Raw genomic sequence first — 23788 nt, 5'->3', positions numbered from 1 at the left:
CTGCCGGGCGCGTACCCTGAATTTTTGGTCCCCGCGCCAGCGGGGAGTTCCGGGAGGTTTCATGAGCGTCGCGACGGGCGCCGCCGGCATGCGTGCGGCGGAATCGGTGTGGCCCCAGCTCGAGCAGCTGCTGCCCCAGGTGAGCAAGCCCATCCAGTACGTGGGCGGCGAGCTCGGCGCGGTGGTCAAGGACTGGGACGCCGCCACCGTCCGGTGGGCGCTGATGTATCCGGACGCCTACGAGGTCGGGCTCCCGAACCAGGGCGTGCAGATCCTGTACGAGGTGCTCAACGAGTTCCCCGACGTGCTGGCCGAGCGGACGTACGCGGTCTGGCCGGACCTGGAGAAGCTGATGCGCGCGCACGGCGTGCCGCAGTTCACGCTGGAGGCGCACCGCCCGGTCGGGGCGTTCGACGTCTTCGGCGTCTCGTTCGCCACGGAGCTGGGCTACACCAACCTGCTCACCGCGATCGACCTGGCCGGCATCCCGCTGATCGCGGCGGAGCGCACCGACGCCGACCCGGTGGTGGTCGCCGGCGGCCACGCCGCGTTCAACCCGGAGCCGATCGCCGACTTCATCGACGCGGCCGTGCTCGGCGACGGCGAGGAAGCCGTACTGGAGATCACCGAGATCGTCCGGCAGTGGAAGCTGGAGGGGTGCCCCGGCGGCCGCGACGAGCTGCTGCTGCGGCTGGCGCGCACCGAGAGCGTGTACGTGCCGCGCTTCTACGACGTCGACTACCTGCCGGACGGGCGGATCCAGCGGGTCGTGCCCAACCGCGCCGACGTGCCGTTCCGGGTGCACAAGCGCACGACGATGGACCTCGACGCGTGGCCGTACCCGAAGAAGCCGATCGTGCCGCTGGCCGAGACCGTGCACGAGCGGTACGCGGTGGAGATCTTCCGCGGCTGCACCCGGGGTTGCCGGTTCTGCCAGGCCGGCATGATCACCCGACCGGTCCGGGAACGTTCGATCACCACCGTCGGGCAGATGGTCCGCGACGGTCTGGAATACTCCGGCTTCCACGAGGTCGGGCTGCTCTCGCTCTCGTCGGCCGACCACTCCGAGATCGGCGACATCTGCTCCGGCCTGGCCCAGCAGTACGAGGGCACCAACGTCTCGCTCTCGCTGCCCTCCACCCGCGTCGACGCCTTCAACATCGAGCTGGCCCAGGAGCTGTCCCGCAACGGCCGGCGCACCGGCCTGACGTTCGCGCCCGAGGGCGGCTCGGAGCGGATCCGCAAGGTGATCAACAAGATGGTGTCGGAGGAGGACCTCATCCGCACCGTCGTGACCGCGTACACGAACGGCTGGCGGCAGGTGAAGCTGTACTTCATGTGCGGTCTGCCCACCGAGACCGACGACGACGTGCTGCAGATCGCCCGGATGGCGCACGAGGTGATCAAGGCGGGTCGGGCCGCCACCGGCTCGAAGGACATCCGCTGCACGGTCTCGATCGGCGGCTTCGTGCCCAAGCCGCACACCCCGTTCCAGTGGGCCTCGATGGAGCGCCCGGAGGTGATCGACAACCGGCTGAAGCTGCTCAAGCAGGCGATCAACTCGGACAAGTCGCTGGGCCGGGCGATCGGGTTCCGCTACCACGACGGCGAGCCGTCGCTGATCGAGGGCCTGCTGTCCCGCGGCGACCGCCGGGTCGGCGCGGTGATCCGGCGGGTGTGGGAGCAGGGCGGGCGCTTCGACGGCTGGAGCGAGCACTTCTCGTACCAGCGGTGGGTGGAGGCGGCCGCCGAGGTGCTGCCGCAGTTCGGCGTCGACCTCGACTGGTTCACCACGCGGGAGCGCGACGAGCTCGAGGTGCTCCCGTGGGACCACCTCGACTCGGGGCTGGACAAGGACTGGCTCTGGCAGGACTGGCAGGACGCGCTGTCGGAGTACGAGCAGGACGACTGCCGCTGGACGCCGTGTTTCGACTGCGGCGTCTGCCCGTCGATGGACACCCAGATCCAGATCGGTCCGACCGGCAAGAAGCTGCTGCCGCTCACGCCGGTGAACCCCGGCCTGCGCGCGCCGGCGCGCGCCTGACGGTGGGTGCGCCGCCCGGGGTCGTCGTTGCGACGACTGCGCCGGGCGGCGCGGCCCCCGATTTCCGGACCGAGTTTGTCCGGTATGTGCGGTGTTGAATGGGCGTCGGCCGTGTCGATTGGCGTCGCCGGGCGCGGCTGCGCGAGGATACGCCCGTCATTCCATTTCTCGAGGAGCACCACGATCAGTAGGAAGCCACAGCCGGAGGGCGGCCAGGCGCCGGTCGTGCAGCGGATCAGGATCAGGTACGCCAAGCGCGGCCCGCTCCGGTTCACCTCGCACCGCGACTTCGCCCGGGCGTTCGAGCGCGCGCTGCGCCGCGCCGGCGTACCCATAGCGTTTTCCCAGGGCTTCACCCCGCACCCGAAGATCTCCTACGCGAGCGCCGCGCCCACCGGCGTGGCCAGCGAGGCGGAGTATCTCGAGATCGGGCTGCAGGCGACGGTCGACCCCGGCCAACTGCGCGCCGCCCTGGACGCGGCGCTCTCCCCGGGACTCGACGTGCTCGACGCGGTGGAGGCGGCCGGCGGCAGCCTGGCCGACCGGATCGAGGCGTCGCACTGGCGCATCGAGCTGCCGCAGGTCGAGTCGGACGTGCTGCGCGCCGCGGTGAAGGCCTTCGAGGCCGCGCCCGAGGTGCTCGTCGAGCGCCTCACGAAGCAGGGACGGCGTACGTTCGACGCGCGCGCGGCGGTAGCCCGGATCGATGTCGTCGAGGCCGCCGAACCGTCGACCGCCGCCGCCGACGCGCCCTCCGATGAGCGACCTTCCGGGGTCCCGGCGGCACCATGTGCGATACTCGACCTAGTCGTTCGGCAGGTCACCCCGTCCGTTCGACCCGATGACGTCCTCGCCGGCCTGCGTGTGGTGGCCGACCTGGAGCCGCCGGTGCCGCCGCGAGCGACCCGGCTGGCGCAGGGCACGCTCACCCCGCAGGGGGAGATCGTCGATCCGTTGGAGGCGGATCGGCCCGAGGCACCCATCGGTGAACGCTAGCCGCCCTACGGCGAGCGCTCAGTAGCCAGACTTCGGTGGTCCCTCCCGAGTCTCCGGCCAGCATCGACCTGGCCGGATCCCGGGACGCCACCGGAAACACCTTTGCGGCAACCCTGCGTGGCAGCGCTCACCCGCGCCCGGGGCAGCCAGAACTGGAGAACGTCCAATGCTCGACAACGAGCCCGAGGGCGGTGACCGGACCGGCGCGCAGCCGGCCGGCGAAACCGTCGAAAATGCCGCCCCCGCGCGGCGTGCCCGCACCACCCGGCGCAAGTCGGCCGGTGCCGCGGCGGAGCCGACCGCCGCGGCCGAACCGGGCGCGGCCGAGGAGATCGCCGCGACCAAGCGCACGCAGGACCCGGCCGACGCCGCCGCGGCGGTAGCGGCCACGGAGCCGGCGGTGGCGCCGGAGGCGGTCGTGACCGCGGACGCCCCCGTGACCCCGGAGGCGGCCGTGCCCGCCGAGCCGGTCGCCACTGCGGAGCCCGCTGCGGCGCCGAAGACCCGCCGGCGGCGCAAGGCCGCGGAGCCCGCTGTGGGCGCGGAGCCGGCGACGGACGCCGGGGCCGACGGCGTTCCGGCGGCGCCGGTCAAGGCGACCAGGACGCGCCGCCGCAAGACCGCCGACGTGACGCCCGAGCCCGAGGTCCCGGTCGAGCCGGCGGCGGTCGAGCCGGAGCCGGGGACGGTCGAGCCCGGCGCGGCCGCCGTCGCCCCGCACACCGTGGCCGGGCCCCTGGCGGAGCCCGCCGAGCTCGAACCCGAAGCCGTGGAGCCGCTCGCCGAGGAGCGGCCGGCGACCCGCCGCCGCCGCGCCGCGCCGGCTGCCCCGACCGTGCTGTTCATGGCCCCGGACCCGCAGACCGCGCCGGAGCCGCGACGCCGGCCCGCCGCCGAGGCCCCCGCCGTGCCGATGCCGGAGGCCGCCGGCGCCGCCGTCGTCGACGAGCCGGAGACCGCCGCCGTGGACGGCACGGGCGCGGGCGAGCTGGTCGAGACGCCGAAGCGCCGCCGTCGCGGACGGCGCGGTGCCGAAGGCGTGGAGACCGCCGCCGAGGCCGCCGCCGAGGAGGTGGCCGCCGAGGCCGCCGCCGAGGAGGACGAGGAAGAGGACGAGGACGACGAGCTCGCCAACCGCCGGCGCCGTCGGCGTGGTCGCCGCGGCCGGGGCCGTGGCAAGGGCGGCGTGGACGAGACCGACGACGACGAGGAGGCGGCCGAGGCCGCCGAGGCCGACGTCGAGGGCGACACCGAGGACGACGACGAGGACGAGGGCGGGTCGCTGACGCGGCGTCGGCGGCGTCGTCGCCGTCGCGGCGCGGGCGAGCCGGAGACCGCGGTCGAGGACGGTGTGCACACCGTCGTCAAGATCCGGGAGCCGCGCCGCGTCGCGGACGAGGTGCAGGGCGTGTCGGGTTCGACGCGCCTGGAGGCCAAGCGCCAGCGCCGCCGGGACGGGCGCGAGCAGCGCCGGACGCGGCCGCCGATCCTGTCCGAGTCGGAGTTCCTGGCCCGCCGTGAGGCCGTCGACCGGGTGATGGTGATCCGCCAGCGCGGCGACCGCACCCAGGTGGCGGTGCTGGAGGACGGTGTCCTCGTCGAGCACTACGTCACGCGGGCGTCGTCGGGGACCATGGCCGGCAACGTCTACCTCGGCAAGGTGCAGAACGTGCTGCCGAGCATGGAGGCGGCCTTCGTCGACGTCGGCCGCGGCCGCAACGCGGTGCTCTACGCCGGCGAGGTCAACTGGGACGCGACGGGCCTGGAGGGGCGCGCCCGCTCGATCGAGCAGGCGCTGCGCTCCGGCGACTCGGTGCTCGTGCAGGTCACCAAGGACCCGATCGGGCACAAGGGCGCTCGGCTGACCAGCCACATCGCTCTCTCCGGCCGGCATCTGGTCTACGTGCCCAACGGCAACGCCTCCGGGATCAGCCGCAAGCTCCCGGACAACGAGCGCAAGCGGCTCCGCGACATCCTGAAGAAGCTGGTCCCGGACGGCGCGGGCGTGATCGTGCGCACGGCCGCCGAGGGCGCCAGCGAGGACGAGCTGGCCCGCGACGTCAAGCGGCTGCAGGCGCAGTGGGAGGACATCCAGGCGAAGGCGGCCGAGGGCGGCGCTCCGGTGCTGCTCTACGAGGAGCCCGACCTGGTGATCCGGGTGGTCCGCGACCTGTTCAACGAGGACTTCCGCGAGCTGGTCGTCCAGGGCGACGAGTCGTACGAGATGGTCGAGTCGTACCTGTCGCACGTCTCGCCGGACCTGGTTGCGCGGCTGCGCCGCCACGCCGGCGTCGCCGACGTGTTCGCCGAGCACCGCATCGACGAGCAGATCCTCAAGGCGCTCGACCGGAAGGTCTTCCTCCCCTCCGGCGGTCACCTCGTGATCGACCGGACCGAGGCGATGACGGTCGTCGACGTCAACACCGGCAAGTACACCGGCACCGGCGGCAACCTCGAGGAGACCGTCACCCGGAACAACCTGGAGGCGGCGGAGGAGATCGTCCGCCAGCTCCGGCTCCGCGACCTCGGCGGCATCGTCGTGATCGACTTCATCGACATGGTGCTCGAGTCCAACCGTGAGCTGGTGCTGCGCCGGCTGACCGAGTGCCTCGGCCGGGACCGGACGAAGCACCAGGTCACGGAGATCACGTCTCTGGGGCTGGTGCAGATGACGCGGAAGCGGATCGGCGCCGGGCTGCTGGAGGCGTTCAGCGAGACCTGCGACTGCTGCAAGGGCCGGGGCGTGATCATCCACGCCGAGCCGGTGCCGGAGAAGACGAAGGGCGGCGCGGGGGACAAGGTCAAGGCCGTGGCCTCGGCGTCCTCCGGTCCGGCGCCTGCGGCGTCCGCGCCGTCGACCTCGTCCGGCAGCTCCCGTCGGCGCGCCCGCAAGGCGGCGGAGGCCGTCCCGGCGCAGGCCGACGAGGACGACGACACCATGGGGTACGACCTGTCGCGTTACGAGGTGGACACCCCGCCGGCGGAGAGCGGCAACGGCTCGCAGGCGTCGGTTCCGGCCGCGGAGCCGATGCGGCTGGCCGGCGCCGGTGACCCGGACGTCGCCGACGACGCGGCCGGGCTCGCCGAGGACGAGTTCGACGGCGAACCCGTCGACGCGACCAGCGGCGGTCGTCGCCGGTCGCGCCGCGGCGGGGCCCGTCGGCGTACCCGTCCCTGACGGGTTCGCCGGCCGAATCGGGTGATGCTGGCCACTGGCACGCGCGGTCGAATACGAACGGGCGACGAGAGTCGCCCGTTCGGCGTTCATCCGGCCGTCAATCCGGTTACGCTGTCCCCATCAAGGTCAACTTAGTTGCCGATCGAGGGCCGGGCGGTCGGGTGGCAGTGGAAACCCCCGCGCTACCCGTCCGCCCCCTTGATCACCGGACCCGTCCGCGACGGGCCGGGGGCCGTCGTTGACCGGGGCGCCCCGCGGAGCGGGCCGGCGCGGCGTGCCGTGCGCCCGCGTGGCGGGTTAGGGTCGGGGGCGACGCCGCGCCCCCCAGGAGAAGCCATGCGACGCCTGCTCCCCATCGCCGTCCTCGCCGCGACCCTCATCGGCATCGCCGCCTGCTCCGACGGCCCCGACCCGGACGCCGGCGCCGCCGCGTCCCCCTCGGTCACCTCGGCCGCCCCCGCGCCGACCGCCAGCGGTGGCGCCACGGCGGGCCGCGGCACCCCGGACACGGCGAGCTCCGTCCCGGCGGGCGGCAACGCGCGGCAGGTCTGCGTCGCCGTGCAGAAGAAGACCTCCGAATCGGTCATGGTGTTCGTGACGGAACTCGGCCGGATGATGCAGGCGAGCGCGGACAACGACACCAGGGCCGCCCAGGACGCGAAGCGCAAGGCCGAGGCGGCGTTGGCCGGCTGGGGGCGGGCGGTGCGCGAGGAGGCGGCGAAGGCCACCGACCCGCGGCTCAAGTCGGTGCTCGCCGAGATCGGCGCCGAGGTCGGCGCGATGAAGGCCGAACTCGACGGCGTCAACCAGAGCAAGCTCGACGAGCTGCAGCAGCGCCTCGACCAGCTCTGCGCCGCCTGAGGACGCCGTGGCCGGGGCCACGGTGGCGGTTTTGGCGTCCGGCCACCGATGGCGTACTCTTGGCTCCGGCGCACCAGTGCGCCAGGTTCTCGCGTGCCCGTCGCTGCATGGCAGCGCCGTGAGCCGTCGCGAACACCATCCGCCAGCAGCAAACGACAGGAGTCCGCGTCCCATGTACGCGATCGTCAAGACCGGCGGCAAGCAGTACAAGGTTGCCGAGGGCGACGTGATCGAGGTCGAGAAGCTCGTCGGTGAGCCCGGCGACGCCGTGACGCTCTCCGCGGTGCTCCTCGTCGACGGTGACAACCTGGTGACCGACGCGGCACAGCTTGCCAAGGTCTCGGTGGCCGGCGAGATCGCCGCGCACACCAAGGGCCCGAAGATCCGGATCCACAAGTTCAAGAACAAGACCGGCTACCACAAGCGCCAGGGTCACCGCCAGCCGCTGACCCAGGTCAAGGTGACCGGCATTTCGAGCGGGAAGTAGGCGCTAGCCATGGCTCACAAAAAGGGTGCGTCCAGCTCGCGGAACGGCCGTGACTCCGAGGCAAAGCGCCTCGGCGTCAAGCGGTTCGGCGGTCAGGTCGTCAGCGCCGGGGAGATCCTGATCCGGCAGCGTGGCACCAAGTTCCACCCGGGCGACCTGGTCGGTCGCGGCGGCGACGACACGCTCTTCGCCCTCGCCGCCGGCTCGGTCAAGTTCGGCGTGAAGCGCGGCCGCAAGGTCGTCAACATCGTGCCGGTGCCGGTACAGCAGTAGTTTCAGCGCAGAGGCGGGCCGTGGACCTCGTGTCCCGGCCCGCTTCGCATTGTGGCGCTTCCGCGTTGATCATGTGGATACGCGCGACCGGCCTGTCCGAATTGTCGCGCGTACGGGCGTGATCAACGGGTTGAGTTGAGAGGATGGCGTCGTGACGACGTTCGTTGACCGGGTCGTCCTGCATCTGCAGGCCGGGGACGGCGGGCACGGCTGTGTCTCGATCCTCCGGGAGAAGTTCAAGCCGCTCGGCGGCCCCGACGGCGGCAACGGGGGGCACGGCGGCAGCGTGTCGCTCGTCGTCGACCCGCAGGTGCACACCCTCCTCGACTTCCACTTCCGTCCGCACGTCAAGGCGGAGAACGGCAAGGGCGGCGCCGGCTCCAACCGCGACGGGGCCAACGGCCAGAACCTCGTGGTCAAGGTGCCCAACGGCACCGTGGTGCAGACGCCCGACGGGGAGGTGCTGGCCGACCTCGTCGGCGTCGGCACGACGCTGGAGATCGCCCGGGGCGGCCGGGGTGGGCGGGGCAACGCCGCGCTGGCCAACTCCCGGCGCAGGGCGCCCGGCTTCGCCGAGCTCGGCGAGCCCGGCGACCGGCTCGACGTTGTACTCGAGCTCAAGAGCGTCGCCGACGTCGGCCTGGTCGGCTTCCCGTCGGCGGGCAAGTCGTCGCTGATCTCGGTCATCTCCGCGGCCAAGCCGAAGATCGCCGACTACCCGTTCACCACGCTGGTGCCCAACCTGGGCGTGGTCCGGGCCGACAGCCACACCTTCACCGTCGCCGACGTGCCGGGCCTGATCCCGGGCGCCGCCACCGGCAAGGGGCTTGGGCTGGAGTTCCTGCGGCACATCGAGCGGTGCGCGGTGATCGCGCACGTGATCGACTGCGCGGCGCTGGAGACCGAGCGGGACCCGATCGCCGACATCGACGTGATCGAGGCCGAGCTCGCGGCGTACGGCGGGCTCGCCGACCGGCCGCGGCTGGTGGTCCTCAACAAGATCGACATCCCGGACGCCCGCGACATGGCCGAGCTGGTCCGCCCCGACCTCGAGGCGCGCGGCCTGCGGGTCTTCGAGGTCAGCGCGATCACTCGGGAAGGGCTGCGCGAGCTGACGTTCGCGATGGCCGAACTCGTCGAGGCCCGCCGCGCCGCCACCCCGGTCGCCGAGCCGACCCGCCTCGTCATCCGGCCGCTCGCCGTCGACGACGCCGGCTTCACCGTCGAGGCCGACGGGGACGCGTTCGTGGTGCGCGGCCGCCAGCCGGAGCGCTGGGTGCGGCAGACCAACTTCGACAACGACGAGGCCGTCGGCTACCTCGCCGACCGGCTGGCCCGACTGGGCGTCGAGGAGGCGCTGGCCAAGGCCGGCGCGGAGCCCGGCAGCCTGGTCCGGATCGGCGACCGGGAGTTCGACTGGCAGCCGACGCTCTACGCGGGCGCCGACTACGTGCCGGGCGCGCGCGGCACCGACGTCCGGCTGCAGGAGGCGCCCGCGCGGGTGGGCGCCGCCGAGCGGCTCGCGGCCCGCAAGGCGCGGCGGCGCCGGCCCGAGGACGAGACGCTGCCCGGCGGGGACGAGGCGGCCGAGCTGCCCGACGGCGACGACGAGGCCGGCCCGGAAGACCAGTAGTCGCGACTGCGGTGGATTCCGGCCACATGCCGGAAACGCACGTGAAATCGGCCGTGGCTAGCGTGGCGACGTGCTGATCCAATCCCGCCCGTCCACCGATCCCGAACTCGTCGCGCTCGTCACCGCTCAGCAGCGCGAACTGCGCGAGGCCGACGGCGGCCTGGACGGCCAGGTCACGGTCGTCCGCGACGACGCGCGCTACCTGGTCTGCGTCGTCGACGGCCGGGCCGTGGCCTGCGGCGGCCTGCAGGCGCTCGGCGACGGGGTCGGCGAGATCAAGCGGATGTACGTGCGCCCCGCCCACCGGGGCCGGGGCATCGCGCGACAGCTGCTGCTCGCGTTGGAGGAGTTCGCCCGCGCGGCCGGCCACCGCGTGCTGCGCCTGGAGACCGGGACCTACCTGCCGGCCGCGATCGGCCTCTACGCCTCCGCCGGCTACGACCGGATCCCGGTCTACGGCGAGTACGTGGACAACCCGTACAGCGTCTGCTTCGAGAAGTCGTTGACGGTGCCGGCCTGAGCCGCGACGCCGCAAGCCGGGGACTTAATGATCACCCGTGCGGGGGCCGGAGGGTTACCGCGTCCACGGCAGCGGTGACACCATGTGATGCCATGAGCGATTCGCCGGTCCTGGACAGTCCGGAGGCCATCGACGCGCACCTGGGGTCGGCGCTCGAACCCTGGGAGCGGGGCCGGCACGGTGTCCGGTTCGTGCTCTGCGACGTCGACAACCAGGTGCGGATGCACTGCCCGGTCGAGGACGTGCCGCCGAGCCCCGGGCCGGACGACGCGGCCGAGACGATCTCGATCTTCGCGCGCGCGCTGGCCGAGAGCGGCGACGGTGGGGCGCTGCTCGTCGTACTCACCCGCCCCGGCTCCAGCGCCGTCAGCGATCCCGACCGGGTGTGGTTCCACGCCGCGTACCAGGTCTGCAACTCCCTGAACGTGCGGCTGCTCGGCGTGCACCTGATGACCCCGGCCGACCAACGCCGGATTCTGCTCGACGACGCGCTCTGACCGCCGCACGCCCGGCTCAGCGGGCCGAGCGCCGGCCGGTCGCGGGCGAGCGATCAGTCCAGGTCGAATTCGCCGTCCTGGGCGCCGGCCACGAACGCGTCCCACTCGGCCTGGGTGAAGACCAGCACGGGGCCGTCCGGGTCGGCGGAGTTGCGCATGCCGATCAGGTCGTCGACGAACGCGATCTCCACCGCACCCTCGGAGTCGTCTCCCTCGGCCCGCTGCCACACGGCGCGGGACAGGTCGAAGTCGCCCTTCGGGTGGTGGGTGATCGCCGGGTTCTGCGGTGCGGCATCGGTCACGATGGAAGGCTATACCGCAACCGCCGCGATCGATGGGGCAGGATGGACCGATGCGCAGCCTGACCCGCACCGAGGCCGCCGAGCGCGCCGCGCTGCTCACCGTCGAGTCGTACACCGTCGACCTGGACCTGACCCTCGGCGACGCCGGCTTCCGGTCGACGGTCACGATCCGGTTCCGGGCCACCCCCGGCGCGGCCACCTTCGTCGAGATCAAGCCGGCGCGGCTGCTCGCCGTGCGGCTCAACGACGTGGCGCTGGACGCGGGCGCGCTGGCCGGGAACCGGTTCCCGCTGACCGGGCTGCGCGCCGAGAACACCCTGACCGTCGAGGCCGAGATGGCCTACTCGAACACCGGGGAGGGGTTGCACCGCTTCGTCGACCCCGCCGACGGCGAGACGTACCTGTACGCGATGTCCTTCCTCGACGAGGCCCAGCGGATCTTCGCCGCCTTCGACCAGCCCGACCTGAAGGCGCCGGTCAGCCTCGCGGTGACCGCGCCGCCGCAGTGGACGGTGGCCGCCAACGGCGCGCCGGCCGGTGAGCCGCGCGACGGCCGCTGGGAGTTCGCCCCGACCCCGCCGCTGGCCACGTACTTCGTCTCGCTGATCGCCGGGCCGTACCACGTCCGCCGCGACGAGCACGACGGCGTCCCGCTCGCGCTGTACTGCCGGCGCTCCCTGGCCGCGCACCTCGACGCGGACGCCGACGAGCTCTTCACCATCACCAGGGCCTGCCTGGACCGCTTCCATGCGCTGTTCGGGGTGCGCTATCCGTTCGGCACGTACGACCAGGCGTTCGTGCCGGAGTTCAACGCCGGGGCGATGGAGAACCCGGGCCTGGTGACGCTCCGCGACGACTACGTCTTCCGCTCCGCCGTGACCGACGGCCAGCGCGAGCAGCGCGCCACCACGATCGCGCACGAGATGGCGCACATGTGGTTCGGTGACCTGGTCACCATGCGCTGGTGGGACGACCTGTGGCTCAACGAGTCGTTCGCCGAGTACATGGGGACGCGGGTCACCGCCGAGGCCACCCGCTTCGCCCGCGCGTGGACCACCTTCGGGATGCGGCGCAAGGGCTGGGGGTACGCCGCGGACCAGCGGCCGTCGACGCACCCGGTCGCGCCACCGGAGGTCGCCGACGCGGCCCGGGCGTTGCTGAACTTCGACGGCATCTCGTACGCCAAGGGCGCCTCGGTGCTGCGCCAGCTCGTCGCGTGGGTCGGGGACGAGGCGTTCCTCGCCGGGCTGTGCGCGTACTTCCGGGCGCACGCCTTCGGCAACGCCACGCTGGCCGACCTGCTGTCGGCGCTGTCCGAATCGAGCGGACGGGACCTGTCGGGTTGGGCCGACCTGTGGCTGCGTCGCGCCCAGGTCAACACGCTGCGCGCCGAGGTGACCCTCGACGGGGACGGGCGCTACGCCGAGGTCGCGGTGGTGCAGACCGCCCCGCCGAACCATCCGGTGCTGCGCCCGCACCGGATCGGCCTCGGCCTGTACGACCGGGCCGGCGCCGACGTGACGCTGCGCGAGCGGATCGAGGTGGACCTCGACCCGGCCGCCGACAACGGACGCACGGTGCTGGCGCGGCTGCGCGGCGAGCGGGCCGCGGAGCTGCTGCTGCTCAACGACGGCGACCTCACCTTCGCCAAGATCCGCCTGGATCCGGCGTCGGCCGCCGCCGTACCGGCGCTGCTGCCCGGCCTCGCCGACCCGCTGGCCCGCGCCGTGCTCTGGGGCGAGGCCATCGACGCGGTCCGGGACGGCGAACGCCCCGTCGCCGACCTGGTCGCGCTGATCCTCGCCGCGCTGCCCGTCGAGACCGAGGTGGTCGTGGTCGAGGACGTGCTGGCGATGAGCCGTACGCTGATCGACCGCTACCTGGAGCCCGGCGCCCGCCCGGCGGCGGTGGGGCACGTCGCGCAGGCGTGCGGACGGCTGCTCGCCGCCGCCCCCGCCGGCGGTTCCCTGCAGCTCGCCGCGGCCCGCGGCCTGATCGGGGCGAGCGCCGACCCGGCATTGTTGACCGACTGGCTGGCCAACCGGGACGTCCCCGCCGGTCTGGTTGTCGACACCGACCTGCGCTGGACCCTGGTCCACCGGCTCACCGTGCTCGGGGCGGCCGGGGAGCGGGAGATCGCCGCCGAGGCCGCGAGCGACCGGAGCGCGACCGGCCAGCAGTGGGCGGCCCGGTGCCGGGCCGCGCTGCCGGAGGCCGCCGCGAAGGAACGGGCGTGGCAGGTGATCGTCGCCGACACGACCGTGTCGAACCGGATCGTCGAGGCGAACGCCGAGGGTTTCTGGCAGCCGGAGCAGCTCGAGCTGACCGCGCCGTACGTCGCCCGGTACTTCGCCGAGATGCCGGCCGCCGCGCGGCTGCGTACCGGCTGGGTCGCCGAACGGGTCGCGAGCCTGGCTTTTCCGCACTACGCCGTCGCCGCGACCACCCGGGAGGCGGCGGCGGCGCTGCTCGCCCGCGACGACCTGGAGCCGGGCCTGCGCCGGGCGGTGACCGACGCCGACGACGACCTGGGACGCGCGCTGCGCGCCCGGTGTTGAGCGGCGCGGCGGTCCCGGCGCGGCGCCGTTGATGATCGGCATACGATGCGTCGATGGCGGAAGCACACCGGCGGGTCGGGATCATGGGTGGGACGTTCGACCCCATCCATCACGGCCACCTCGTGGCGGCGAGCGAGGTCGCCGACCGGTTCGGGCTCGACGAGGTCGTCTTCGTGCCGACCGGGGACCCGTGGCAGAAGGGCGCCCTGCGGGTCAGCCCGGCCGAGGACCGCTACCTGATGACCGTGATCGCCACCGCCTCGAATCCCCGGTTCCACGTCAGTCGCGCGGACATCGACCGCCGCGGCCCGACCTACACCGTCGACACCCTGCGCGACCTGCGCGCCCAGTACGGCCCGAAGACGCAGCTCTTCTTCATCACCGGTGCCGACGCGCTGGAGAAGATCCTGTCGTGGAAGGACACGGCCACGATGTTCGAGCTGGCCCACTTCATCGGGGTCACCCGGCCCGGTTTCGAGCTCTCCGACGCGCACCTGCCGGCCGACACGGTCAGCCTGGTGCAGGTGCCCGCGATGGCGATCTCCTCCACGGACTGCCGGGCGCGGGTCGGCGCGGGCAAGCCGGTCTGGTACCTGGTGCCGGACGGCGTGGTCCAGTACATCGCCAAGCGCGGTCTCTACCAGGGGGTGATTTCGGCCTCGTCGTCCCCTTCCCAGCGCTGACTGCGCCAGCCGCCGCCGTGGCGCGTGTGAGAGGCTAGACAAGGTCACACGGTCTATCGAAGGAGTGCGGGTGAGCGAGCGGAGCGGCTGGCGGGGGACGGGCGAATGAGCGCGTCGGAGCGCGCCACCGAGCTGGCCCTGACGGCTGCACAGGCCGCGGCGGACAAGAAGGCCCACGACATCGTGATCGTCGACGTCGCGGACCAGCTTGTGATCACCGACGCGTTCGTACTCGCGTCGGCGACCAACGAGCGGCAGGTGCTCGCGATCGTCGACTCGATCGAGGAGCAGCTGCTGAAGCTGCCGGAGAAGGCGAAGCCGGTGCGCCGCGAGGGCGAGCGCGCCGGGCGCTGGGTGCTGCTCGACTACGTCGACATCGTCGTGCACGTGCAGCACGACGAGGAGCGCGAGTTCTACGCGCTGGACCGGCTCTGGAAGGACTGTCCGACCATCCCCTTCGTCGACCGCGCGCTCGCCGGCGCCGAGGCCGGCTCCACCGAATGACCCGGCTGATCGTCTGGCGGCACGGCAACACCGACTGGAACGCCGCCGACCGGGTCCAGGGGCAGACCGACACCGCGCTCAACGATCTCGGCCGGGAGCAGGCCGCGACCGCCGCGCCGCTGCTGGCCGCGCTGCGCCCCGACGCCATCGTCGCCAGCGACCTGCAGCGCGCCGCCGACACCGCGGCCGCGCTGGCCGCGCTCACCGGGCTGCCCGTGGCCACCGACCCGCGGCTGCGGGAGCGCCACTACGGGCTGTGGCAGGGGCTGACCATGCCGACCATCGCCGAGCGCTACCCGGCCGAGTACGCCCGCTGGCGCGCCGGCGACCAGGCACCGGGCTGTGAGGTCGAGAGCCTCGACGACCTCGGCAAGCGGGTCGGGGAGGCGTTGCAGGAGGCGGCCGACGCGGTGCCCGGCGGCACGATCGTGATCGCCACGCACGGCGGGGCCGCCCGCCAGGGCTGCGGACACGTGCTCGGCTGGCCCCCGGCGGTGCTGCGCACGGTCGGGCCGCTGCGCAACTGTTACTGGACGGAGCTGCGCCACGACGAGGTCCGCGGCTGGCAACTGCGCGCCCACAACACCGGGGCCACCACGCAGTCCAGCGCCCCCGCGCCCATCTGAGACTCTCCGGCCTTTCGCCGATGATCATGAGTTTCGGAGCGCGGTAGCGGCCGTCCCGGGCGGCAAACCTCATGGACGTCCGGGGGAGCCGGCGTGATCAGCCGCCGGGACGGCGGGCGGGCGGGGCTCTGGGCGGCGCGCCGGTCGGCTACCGTGCCGGCATGCCCGTCGCGGTCGTCACCGACTCCACCGCGTACCTGCCGGCCGAGCTGGCGGGTGCGCACCACCTCACCGTGGTGCCGCTGACCGTGGTCGTCGACGGCGCTCAGGGACGCGAGAGCGACGAGATCACTCCCGCCGAGGTCGCGCGGGCGCTCGGTCAACGACGGTTCGCGGTGAGCACCTCGCGCCCGGCGCCGGAGCAGTTCGCGCGGGCGTACCGGCGGCTACTCGACGAGGGCGCCGACGGCGTCGTGTCGGTCCACCTGTCGGCGAGGCTCTCCGGCACGATCGAGGCCGCCCGGCTGGCCGCCGCCGACATCGGCGACCGGGTGGTCGTCGTGGACTCCCGATCGACCGGGATGGGGCTCGGCTTCCCGGCGCTCGCCGCGGGCGCGGCCGCCGCGCGCGGCGAGGACCTCGCGGGGGTACGCCGGGCCGCACTCGAGACCGTCGACCGGACCAGCACCCTGTTCTATGTGGACACCTTGGAGTTCCTGCGTCGGGGCGGCCGGATCACCGCCGCGTCGGCGCTGCTCGGCACGGCGCTGTCGGTCAAGCCGATCCTGCACATGGTGGACGGCGCGATCGTGCTCCGCGACAAGGTCCGCACCGCCGCGCGGGCGCTGACCCGGCTGGTCGACCTCGCCGTCGAGGCGGCGGGGGAGTCCGACGTCGACGTCGCGGTCCACCACCTCGACGGCGCGCGGCGCGCGGCCGAGCTGGCCGACGCGCTCGCCGGGCGGCTCGGCGGCCGGCTGCGGGACTGCTACGTCACCGAGATCGGCGCCGTGGTCGCCGCCCACGTCGGCCCCGGGCTCGCCTGCCTGGTCGTGCACTGCCGCGATTAGCGGCCGTGCCGGGAGCTGGCCGGTCAGCAGGTTACGCCCCATGGCAGCCGGCGCCGCCACGCCAGTGTGGCCAGCGGCCTCCATAGCAGATGTCCGCTTGATCAGGGCGTTTTCCACAGCGACCCGTCCTGTCCACAGTCGGCCGTCGCCGCCGCGACGCACGCGCGGGGCGCGGCCTACGGTCGGCGCGTGCCCGACGATGACGAGACGCTGGTCCGCGATCGGCTGATCCGGTTGACGGCCGGGACTCCCGCGTTGCCGCCGCTCCTGCGATCCGCCGGCCCGCCGTCCACCGCGGGTGAGGCCGAGACGTACGCCGAAGATCGGGCCGTCGGTCCGGCCGCCGAGCGTCCCGGCGCCCCCGCCGCGCCGCTGCCGCTGCCCAGCCGACTGAACGGCCTTGGCGCCTTCGATCCCGGACGTCCCGGCGTCAAGGCCCTGGCCGTGGTCGCGGCCGTGGTGGTGGTCGGGGCGGGCGTGTTCGCGTGGCGGTCGCGGCCGCGGGTCGAGCCGGTGGCGGACGCGCGGCCGGACGTGACGACGGCCGCGTCCGCGGCTCCGTCCGCTCCGGCCGCCGCGACCGAGGGCGCGGTCGTCGTGGTGGCGGTCGCCGGTCGGGTACGCCGCCCCGGGCTGGTCAGGGTGCCCGCCGGCGCCCGCGTCGCCGACGTCCTGGACGCCGCCGGGGGCGCGCTGCCCGGCACCGACGTCGCCCTGCTGAACCTGGCGCGCAAGGTCACCGACGGCGAACTCATCCTGGTCGGTGTGACGGCCCCACCCGGCGCAGCAGTGCCGGGGGCCGGCGGGCCGGGCGAGGCCGTGCCCGGCGCGCCGGGTGGGCCCGGTGGCGGGAAGGTCAATCTGAACACGGCGACGGTGGCGCAGCTCGACGCGCTGCCCGGGGTGGGGCCGGTGCTGGCGCAGCGCATCCTCGACCACCGCGCGCGGCACGGAGCGTTCCGGTCGGTCGGCGACCTGCGCCAGGTGGACGGCATCGGCGACGCCCGGTTCGAACAGCTCCGTGAGCTGGTGACCGTGTGACACGGGCCGATCGCGCGACGCGGGCCGACGGTGGTGGAACGGGCCCGCTCCCGGACGAGCCGCCGGACCTGCGGTTGGCCGGGCTGGCGATCGCCGCCTGGCTGTCGGCCCTCGCCGGCCTCCATCTGTCCGCCCGTGCCGGGGCCACGCTCGCGGCAGCGGCGGCGATCGCCGCGCTCGTCACCGTGGCAGCCGCCGGGCGCCGACCGCCGGCAGTCGGTCGGCGGTGGGCCGCGGCGGTCGGCCGGGCGAGGTGGGCCGGGCGCGACGGCTGGGCCCGCATCGTGGCGGTCGTGCTGTTCGGAGTGGTGTGCGGGAGCGCGGCGACCGCTGCCCGGATCGCGGTGCGCGACGCGGAGCCGCTCGCCGCGCTCGTCCGGGAGCACGCCACCGTCACCGCCGACCTCGTCGTGCGCGACGATCCTCGCCCGGTGGCCGGCGCGGCCGGACGTCCGCCGGTGGTGCTGCTCTCCGCCCAGCTGTCGGAGCTGCGCCCGGAGGGCCCGAGGACCGGCCCCGTCTCGGTCCCGGCCCGGGTGCTGGTGCTCGCCAGCCACCCCGGGTGGCTGCCGCTGCTGCCGGGCCAGGCGGTGACGGTCACCGGCCGGCTGCTGCCGTCGCGCGGCGGTGACCTGCACGCCGCGGTGCTCTCCACCGACCGGGCGCCGGTGCCGCGCGGCCGGCCGTCGTGGGCGCAGCGCGCGGCGGGCTCGTTGCGGGCCGGCCTGCAGCGGGCGTGCGTGCCGCTGCCGGATGAGCCGGGCGGGCTGCTTCCGGGCCTGGTGGTGGGGGACACCAGCCGGCTGGATCCGGCGGTGGAAGAGGACTTCCGGGCCACCGGGATGACGCATCTGGTCGCGGTCTCCGGCTCCAACGTCGCGATCGTGATCGGGCTGGTCCTGCTGCTGGCGCGGTGGGCCCGCGCCGGGCCGTGGCCCGCCGCGGCGGTCTCCGCGGTGGCGCTGGTGGGCTTCGTGATCCTGGCGCGGCCGTCGCCGAGCGTGGTCCGGGCCGCCGCGATGGGGGCCGTCGGACTGCTGGCGCTCGCCGCCGGCCGCCCCCGCGCGGCGCTGCCGGCGCTCGGCGCCGCGGTCACGGCGCTGGTCGTGCTGGATCCGGCGCTCGCCGGGGACGCCGGCTTCGCGCTCTCGGTCTGCGCGACGGCGGGGCTGCTCCTGATCGCGCCGCGCTGGCGGGACGCGCTGCGCCACCGGGGCGTGCCGGCCGGCGCGGCGGAGGCCCTGGCGATCCCCGCGGCGGCCCAGCTCGCCTGCGCGCCCGTCGTCGCCGCGCTCTCCGGCACGGTGAGCCTGGTCGCCGTACCCGCGAATCTGCTGGCCGTGCCCGCGATCGCGCCGGCGACGGTGCTCGGCGTCGCCGCCGCGGTGCTGTCGCCGTTCTGGCCGGTCGGCGCCGAGATCGCCGCGTGGCTCGGCGGCTGGCCGGCGTGGTGGTTGGTCACGGTCGCCCGGCACGGCGCACAGCTGCCCGCCGGGACGTTGCCCTGGCCGGACGGCGTCGCCGGCGGCCTGCTGCTCGCGTTCCTCAGCGGTGTCCTGCTGCTGGCCGCCCGGCGCCGGCTGCTGCGCCGGGCGATCGCGGTCCTGACGGTCGCGGTGGTGGTCGGCGCGCTACCCGTCCGGATCGTCGCGCCGGGGTGGCCGCCCCCCGGCTGGGTCCTCGCGGTCTGTGCGGTCGGTCAGGGCGATGCCGTGGTGCTGCCGGTCTCGGCCGGTACGGCGGTCGTCGTCGACGCCGGCCCCGATCCCGCGCCGGTCGACCGATGTCTGCGCCGGCTCGGCGTCCGGGCCGTGCCGTTGCTGGTCGTGAGCCACTTCCACGCCGATCACGTCGGCGGGCTGGCGGGCGTGGTGCGGGGACGGGAGGTGGGGGCGGTGCTGACGACGGCGTGGCCGGAGCCGGCGATGGGGCGGGATGCCGTGCACCGGATGGCCGCCGCCCGCGCCGTCCCGGTTCTCGCGGCGACGGCGGGCTGGTCCTACCGGCGAGGGGCCGTGGAGCTGACCGTGGTCGGCCCGCCGGGCGAGCTGACCGGCACGCGGTCGGACCCGAACAACAACTCGCTGGTGGTGTCGGCCCGGGTCGGCGGCGTCACGGTGCTGTTGGCCGGGGACGCCGAGAGCGAGGAGCAACGGGCGCTGCTGGAGCGGCACGGCGCTGCCGGACTGCGGGCGGACGTGTTGAAGGTGGCCCACCACGGCAGCGCCTACCAGGAGACCGAATTCCTGGACGCGATCTCGCCGGCGGTGGCGTTGGTCTCGGTCGGCTCCGGCAACCGGTACGGACACCCGAACGTCGGGGTGCTGGCCCGGCTGACCCGCGGCGGGGCGCGGGTGCTGCGCACCGATGTGGACGGTGATCTCGCCGCGGTCCGCGGCGACCGCGGGCTGGCGGTCGCGGTCCGAGGCGCGGACGAGCCCGCGCGACGGTAGCTATTCGAATGTTTGGTGCCGGCAACAGAGAAATGTCTGGATTTGCGCAGGGTGATCGGTCTGATACGCATCGGGAGGACCTGATTCGACGCGGCCGGCGGCATGCGACGATGGCCGACGTGGCATCCGCGAATCCCGCCCCCATCGTGCTCGTCCTCGGTGACGAGGAACTCCTCGCCACCCGCGCGGTGGCCGAGGCCGTCGAGCGTGGTCGGGCCGCGGATCCCGGCGCGGACGTGCGCGAGTACGAGGCGGGAGCGCTGACCCCCGGCGAGGTCGCCGAGATGCTCAGCCCGTCACTCTTCGGCGGGCGCCGGGTGCTGGTCCTGCGCGCGGGTCAGGACGCCCGAAAGGACCTGGTGACCGCGCTGCTCGGGTACGCGAAGAACCCGGACCCGGACGTGACGCTGGTGGTCGCGCACGCCGGGGGTGCGAAGGGCAAGGCGTTCGCCGACGGGCTGCGCGCCGCGGGCGCGACCGTGGTCCCGGCCGGCAAGCTCAAGGGGCACCGCGAGCGGGTCGCGTTCGTCCGCGACGAGATCCGGCGCGGCGGCGGCCGGTGCACGGACGACACCGCTGAGGCGCTCATCGCGGCGGTCGGCACCGACCTGCGCGAGCTCGCCGCCGCCTGCGCGCAGCTGCTCGCGGACACCGACGGGAAAATCGGGGCGGACACGGTGGCGCGCTACTACCGGGGCCGGGCCGAGGTGAGCGGCTTCACCGTGGCCGACGCCGCGATGATCGGCGACGTACCGGGGGCGCTCGAGGCGCTGCGCTGGGCGCTGCACGTCGGGGTGGATCCCGTGCCGATCGCCGACGCGCTCGCTGACGGCGTCCGCACCGTCGCGCGGGTCGCCGCCGCCGGTCGGGGCAGCCCGTTCCAGCTCGCGAGCAGCCTCGGCATGCCCGCATGGAAGATCGAGAAGGCGCAGCAGCGGGCCCGCGGCTGGACGCCCGAGGCGCTGGTCGACGCGATGCACGCGGCGGCGGAGTGCAACGCGGCGGTCAAGGGCGGGGCCGACGATCGGGGATACGCCCTGGAACGGGCGGTGGTCGCGGTGGCGGCGGCGCGGCAGGGGAGCGCCCGGCGGTGACCGGGGAGCCGCCGGGCGTCGTCGGGCTCTCGCCCGACCAGGTCCGGCTGCGACCGCTGTACGCGCGGATGCTCGGGCTGCGATACCTCAACCCCGGCGGCGTCCTGTGCTTCGTGTTCTTCGAGGGCGTTATCGCGTTCGGCCTGCTGCTCGCGCTTGCCGAGCTGGTGACCTGGTGGGGGGTGCTGGTCCTTCCGCTGACGGTCGCCGTCATGGTCAAAATCAACGACCTGGTGGCCGGAGCGGTGGCGCGCTCGGCCGCCGACGTGCCCGACCGCGAGCAGGCGCGGTTCCGGCGGGAGGTGACGCCGGCGATCGGTCGGGCCCGCGCGCCCGCGCCGCCGGCACCGGTTCCGTCACCCGGTTCCGGGCCGGTGGCCCTGCGCCCGGCGTGGCAACCCGGTGGCGGCTCCGACGCGACCCCGACTCGGGAGATGCCGGCCGTCGAGGCGGCGGCGCCGCTCGGCGTCGACGCCGCGGCAGCGGAGTGGGACACCGCCGAGCTCGCCGTCGCCGCGCCCGGCGGCGTGATGGCTGTCGGCGTCGGGCACGACGCCGCACTCCCGGTCGATCACACGGCGGGCGGCAGGACGACGACGCTGGAGGCCGGCGGAGGGGCCACGCCCGCGGGGGGCGAGCGACCCGCGGGGGGCGAGCGACCCGCGGGGGGCGAGCGACCCGCGGGGGGCGAGCGACCCGCGGGGGGCGAGCGACCCGCGGAGGGGGAGCGGGCGGCGGCGTCGCCGGACGGCGACGAGGCGCCGACGGGGACGGCGACAGCCGACCGGACGGGCGACGGTGGTCACCCGGTCAACGCGCCCGCCGCGGAGCACCTGCACCGGCAGGTGCGGCAGCGGATGGATCTGACGGATCGGATGGACCCGGCGGACACCCCGGAGCAGCGCTCACGGCAGTCGGCGACGCGGCGCTACCGGTAACGGGACACCAACAGGCCAACGGGCACCGTCCGGAGCCGGATGGCTCGGGACGATGCCCGTGCAGCTGTGAGTCGAATCCGTCAGGCGGAGAGCGACTGCAGGCGCTTCGCGATCGCCGACTTGCGGTTCGCGGCCTGGTTCTTGTGGATCACGCCCTTGCTGACCGCCACGTCCAGCTGGCGCGAGGCGTCCCGCATCAGCACGCTGGCCTGCTCGGCGTTGCCCGCCTCGCTGGCCTCGTTGAACTTGCGGATGGCGGTCTTCAGCGACGACTTGACCGACTTGTTGCGCAGCCGGCGCTTCTCGTTCTGCCGGTTGCGCTTGATCTGGGACTTGATGTTCGCCACGCGACAGCCTCGTCCTGGTAGTTCGGGTGATTTGCTTGAGCGCAGGCGACAGGAACACGTCACCAGGCGCGAAACGCCAGATTACCAGGTGGTCCCGGCACCGCCAAAACCGCTCAGCGCCAACCCCGGCGCGCGCAGAGCCAGGCCAGCGCCGTCTCGCCGCTCCACCGCTGGTGCGACCGGACCGCGGGGGAGGCGTCCGTCGGACCGGACATGGCCGCGGTGAGCCAGTACCCCGACAATGCGGCCAGGGCGCCGTCCAGGGCGTCGGGCGGCGCGTGCCGGGCGGTCGGGTGCGCGGCGAAGAGCGCGTCGGCGTCCAGGCCGCTGGCGTGCGCGGTGACGAGCAGAGTGGCCGTGTCGAACCAGGCGGGGCCGAGGCAGGGCCAGGTCCAGTCGCAGATCCATGCCGCCCCGGCCCGGTCGACCAGCACGTTGTCCAGCCGCAGGTCGCCGTGGATCGCGCCACCCCCGACGCAGTACGCCGGCAGCGCCGCCTCCAGCGTGGCCAACTCGGTCAGCCGGGCGGCGGCGTGCGGCGGCACCTCGGGCAGCGGGTGCCGACCGGCGGCGATCTCGTTCCACCACGACAGGTCGGCGCGGAGCAGGTCCGCAAGCGCGGGGAGCCCCACGGCGAGCAGCCCGGGCGGGGGCTCGCGCAGCGCGTCCGCCGCGGTGGCCCACGCCGACAGCGCGGCGTCGAGCTCCCGCCGGTCCCAGGGCAGCCCGGGGACGTGACCGTGGATCGCGTCGAAGCAGACCACCACGTGCCCGGCCGCGGTCAGCGTCCAGCGCGGTCGGGGCGCCGGCACCGCGCCGGGCAGGACGGCGGTGATCGCCGCCTCCCGGGCGTACCAGTCGGCGAGGTGCGGCTGGTCGACGCGGGACGCGGCCTTCACGAAGACGCGGTCGCCGGCCCCCGTGGTCAGGACCGCCGCGAAGCCGCGGGTGAAGCCGCCGCCCGCGGTGACCGCGCCGGTGACCGGGGCGCCGAGGCGGCCGGCGACGGCGGCGCGCAGCGCCTCGGAGAGGTCGGCCCAGTCCGGCCGTACGGCGGTAGCGCCGTACGGCACCGGCGACACGGGACTCGCGGACATCCGTCCATGCTGCCCGTGTCGGACCGACGTGGCACACTGCCGCGCCATGGACACGCAGCAGTTCTGGACGTTGATCGACCAGGCGCGGGCCGGTGGCGACGGCGACACCGAGACGGTCGCCGCGCGCCTGGAGTCGGCGCTGGCCGACCTGGAGCCGAGCGAGATCGTCGGATGGGACCGGCACCTGTGGCGGGTGCTGGCCGCCTCCTACCGCGAGGACCTGTGGGGCGCGGCGTACCTGATCAACGGCGGCTGCTCCGACGATGGCTTCGACTACTTCCGCGGCTGGCTGATGGCGCAGGGGCGGGAGGTCTTCGCCCGCGCGGTCGCCGAGCCGGACTCGCTCGCCGAGTCGCCGGCGGTGCGGCGGGCCGCGGCCACCGGCCAGGAGCTGGAGGCGGCCGACATGATCGGCGTCGCGTTCCGCGCGCACCTGCGGGCGACCGGGGCGGAGCTGCCCGCCGCGGACGCGCCGCAGCCGGCGTCGGGGCCGGAGGAGTTCTGGGACTTCGACGACGAGGACGAGGCGCGGCGGCGGCTGCCGAAGCTGGCGGCGCTCTTCGTGGAGCCGCCGGAGGAGTGATCCGACGGCCGCTCCGGGGGACGTGGGAGCATAGAGAGTGGCCGGCGGCGCGCCGGCCGTTGT

22 protein-coding genes are annotated in these 23788 nt (G+C 74.4%); 19 read left to right on the top strand and 3 right to left on the bottom strand.

The window, feature by feature from the left end; all coding sequences use genetic code 11:
* Nucleotides 1–61 precede the first annotated feature (61 nt).
* From BLW47_RS19485 to BLW47_RS19445, 9 genes are all read left to right on the top strand, one after another.
* On the top strand, nt 62–2044 hold the full coding sequence (locus tag BLW47_RS19485; RefSeq protein WP_091559789.1) for a TIGR03960 family B12-binding radical SAM protein: 1983 nt from the start codon (nt 62–64) through the stop codon (nt 2042–2044).
* A gap of 225 nt (nt 2045–2269) precedes the next feature.
* Nucleotides 2270–3040, top strand: coding sequence for a TIGR03936 family radical SAM-associated protein (locus tag BLW47_RS19480; protein WP_091559785.1), 771 nt, complete (start codon nt 2270–2272; stop codon nt 3038–3040).
* Nucleotides 3041–3206: 166 nt separating this feature from the next.
* On the top strand, nt 3207–6218 hold the full coding sequence (locus BLW47_RS19475) for an Rne/Rng family ribonuclease (protein WP_091559781.1): 3012 nt from the start codon (nt 3207–3209) through the stop codon (nt 6216–6218).
* A gap of 336 nt (nt 6219–6554) precedes the next feature.
* Nucleotides 6555–7079 (top strand): hypothetical protein, encoded by a 525-nt coding sequence (locus BLW47_RS19470; protein WP_091559778.1) that lies wholly within the window; start codon nt 6555–6557, stop codon nt 7077–7079.
* A 172-nt stretch (nt 7080–7251) separates the two neighbouring features.
* Nucleotides 7252–7566, top strand: coding sequence for a 50S ribosomal protein L21 (rplU, locus tag BLW47_RS19465; protein ID WP_091559774.1), 315 nt, complete (start codon nt 7252–7254; stop codon nt 7564–7566).
* Nucleotides 7567–7575: 9 nt separating this feature from the next.
* Nucleotides 7576–7839: a 50S ribosomal protein L27 gene (gene rpmA / locus BLW47_RS19460; protein WP_091559769.1), complete on the top strand. Its 264-nt coding sequence runs from the start codon at nt 7576–7578 to the stop codon at nt 7837–7839.
* Nucleotides 7840–7990: 151 nt separating this feature from the next.
* Entirely contained in the window at nt 7991–9472 is a 1482-nt protein-coding gene (obgE, locus tag BLW47_RS19455) for a GTPase ObgE (protein WP_091559765.1), read from the top strand.
* 70 nt (nt 9473–9542) lie between these two features.
* Entirely contained in the window at nt 9543–9992 is a 450-nt protein-coding gene (locus BLW47_RS19450; RefSeq protein ID WP_091559762.1) for a GNAT family N-acetyltransferase, read from the top strand.
* A gap of 92 nt (nt 9993–10084) precedes the next feature.
* Complete coding sequence (locus BLW47_RS19445) at nt 10085–10489, top strand: hypothetical protein (RefSeq protein ID WP_091559759.1); 405 nt, start codon at nt 10085–10087, stop codon at nt 10487–10489.
* A 53-nt stretch (nt 10490–10542) separates the two neighbouring features.
* Here the strand turns inward: BLW47_RS19445 and BLW47_RS19440 are convergent, their stop codons facing one another.
* Entirely contained in the window at nt 10543–10761 is a 219-nt protein-coding gene (locus tag BLW47_RS19440; protein WP_091559875.1) for a DUF397 domain-containing protein, read from the bottom strand.
* A gap of 80 nt (nt 10762–10841) precedes the next feature.
* Here BLW47_RS19440 and pepN point away from each other — a divergent pair, with 80 nt between their 5' ends.
* From pepN to BLW47_RS26090, 9 genes are all read left to right on the top strand, one after another.
* Entirely contained in the window at nt 10842–13349 is a 2508-nt protein-coding gene (gene pepN / locus BLW47_RS19435; RefSeq protein WP_091559756.1) for an aminopeptidase N, read from the top strand.
* Between the two features lie 53 nt (nt 13350–13402).
* Nucleotides 13403–14032 carry a nicotinate-nucleotide adenylyltransferase gene (gene nadD, locus BLW47_RS19430; protein ID WP_091559752.1) on the top strand — a complete coding sequence of 210 codons (630 nt, stop codon included), beginning with the start codon at nt 13403–13405 and terminating at the stop codon, nt 14030–14032.
* Between the two features lie 105 nt (nt 14033–14137).
* The gene (gene rsfS / locus BLW47_RS19425) at nt 14138–14536 is read left to right on the top strand and encodes a ribosome silencing factor (protein ID WP_091559748.1); all 399 of its coding nucleotides are present in this window, start codon (nt 14138–14140) and stop codon (nt 14534–14536) included.
* Nucleotides 14533–15162, top strand: coding sequence for a histidine phosphatase family protein (locus tag BLW47_RS19420; RefSeq protein WP_091559744.1), 630 nt, complete (start codon nt 14533–14535; stop codon nt 15160–15162). Before rsfS ends, BLW47_RS19420 begins: the two co-directional genes overlap by 4 nt.
* A 161-nt stretch (nt 15163–15323) precedes the next feature.
* Nucleotides 15324–16172, top strand: coding sequence for a DegV family protein (locus BLW47_RS19415; RefSeq protein WP_091559872.1), 849 nt, complete (start codon nt 15324–15326; stop codon nt 16170–16172).
* 189 nt (nt 16173–16361) lie between these two features.
* Nucleotides 16362–17213: a ComEA family DNA-binding protein gene (locus BLW47_RS19410; protein WP_091559740.1), complete on the top strand. Its 852-nt coding sequence runs from the start codon at nt 16362–16364 to the stop codon at nt 17211–17213.
* Entirely contained in the window at nt 17210–19666 is a 2457-nt protein-coding gene (locus BLW47_RS19405; RefSeq protein ID WP_091559738.1) for a ComEC/Rec2 family competence protein, read from the top strand. The genes BLW47_RS19410 and BLW47_RS19405 overlap by 4 nt, the downstream gene beginning before the upstream one ends.
* A 110-nt stretch (nt 19667–19776) precedes the next feature.
* Nucleotides 19777–20760, top strand: a complete 984-nt coding sequence (gene holA, locus BLW47_RS19400) for a DNA polymerase III subunit delta (protein WP_091559736.1) — start codon at nt 19777–19779, stop codon at nt 20758–20760.
* On the top strand, nt 20757–21698 hold the full coding sequence (locus tag BLW47_RS26090) for a hypothetical protein (RefSeq protein WP_091559733.1): 942 nt from the start codon (nt 20757–20759) through the stop codon (nt 21696–21698). Before holA ends, BLW47_RS26090 begins: the two co-directional genes overlap by 4 nt.
* 80 nt (nt 21699–21778) lie before the next feature.
* Here the strand turns inward: BLW47_RS26090 and rpsT are convergent, their stop codons facing one another.
* Nucleotides 21779–22045: a 30S ribosomal protein S20 gene (gene rpsT / locus BLW47_RS19390; RefSeq protein WP_091559730.1), complete on the bottom strand. Its 267-nt coding sequence runs from the start codon at nt 22043–22045 to the stop codon at nt 21779–21781.
* 113 nt (nt 22046–22158) lie between these two features.
* On the bottom strand, nt 22159–23142 hold the full coding sequence (locus BLW47_RS19385; protein WP_091559728.1) for a phosphotransferase: 984 nt from the start codon (nt 23140–23142) through the stop codon (nt 22159–22161).
* Nucleotides 23143–23188: 46 nt separating this feature from the next.
* On the opposite strand from BLW47_RS19385, the gene BLW47_RS19380 reads away from it, so the two are divergent.
* A complete protein-coding gene (locus BLW47_RS19380; RefSeq protein WP_091559725.1) occupies nt 23189–23725 on the top strand; it encodes a DUF4240 domain-containing protein in 537 nt (178 codons plus the stop codon).
* Nucleotides 23726–23788 lie beyond the last annotated feature (63 nt).

Source organism: Micromonospora pattaloongensis, from assembly GCF_900107255.1.
GTDB classification, from domain to species: Bacteria; Actinomycetota; Actinomycetes; order Mycobacteriales; family Micromonosporaceae; genus Micromonospora_I; species Micromonospora_I pattaloongensis.
The sequence above is the reverse complement of the archived record's forward strand: the minus strand, read 5'-3'. Positions and strand labels throughout refer to the sequence as shown.

Coding starts and splice junctions, on each gene's coding strand:
- BLW47_RS19420 (WP_091559744.1), top strand. CDS start 14,533: ATGACCCGGCTGATCGTCTGGCGGCACGGCAACACCGACTGGAACGCC.
- holA (WP_091559736.1), top strand. CDS start 19,777: ATGGCCGACGTGGCATCCGCGAATCCCGCCCCCATCGTGCTCGTCCTC.
- BLW47_RS19385 (WP_091559728.1), bottom strand. CDS start 23,142: ATGTCCGCGAGTCCCGTGTCGCCGGTGCCGTACGGCGCTACCGCCGTA.
- BLW47_RS19415 (WP_091559872.1), top strand. CDS start 15,324: ATGCCCGTCGCGGTCGTCACCGACTCCACCGCGTACCTGCCGGCCGAG.
- rplU (WP_091559774.1), top strand. CDS start 7,252: ATGTACGCGATCGTCAAGACCGGCGGCAAGCAGTACAAGGTTGCCGAG.
- BLW47_RS19475 (WP_091559781.1), top strand. CDS start 3,207: ATGCTCGACAACGAGCCCGAGGGCGGTGACCGGACCGGCGCGCAGCCG.
- nadD (WP_091559752.1), top strand. CDS start 13,403: ATGGCGGAAGCACACCGGCGGGTCGGGATCATGGGTGGGACGTTCGAC.
- pepN (WP_091559756.1), top strand. CDS start 10,842: ATGCGCAGCCTGACCCGCACCGAGGCCGCCGAGCGCGCCGCGCTGCTC.
- rpmA (WP_091559769.1), top strand. CDS start 7,576: ATGGCTCACAAAAAGGGTGCGTCCAGCTCGCGGAACGGCCGTGACTCC.
- rsfS (WP_091559748.1), top strand. CDS start 14,138: ATGAGCGCGTCGGAGCGCGCCACCGAGCTGGCCCTGACGGCTGCACAG.
- BLW47_RS19380 (WP_091559725.1), top strand. CDS start 23,189: ATGGACACGCAGCAGTTCTGGACGTTGATCGACCAGGCGCGGGCCGGT.
- BLW47_RS19470 (WP_091559778.1), top strand. CDS start 6,555: ATGCGACGCCTGCTCCCCATCGCCGTCCTCGCCGCGACCCTCATCGGC.
- BLW47_RS19485 (WP_091559789.1), top strand. CDS start 62: ATGAGCGTCGCGACGGGCGCCGCCGGCATGCGTGCGGCGGAATCGGTG.
- BLW47_RS19445 (WP_091559759.1), top strand. CDS start 10,085: ATGAGCGATTCGCCGGTCCTGGACAGTCCGGAGGCCATCGACGCGCAC.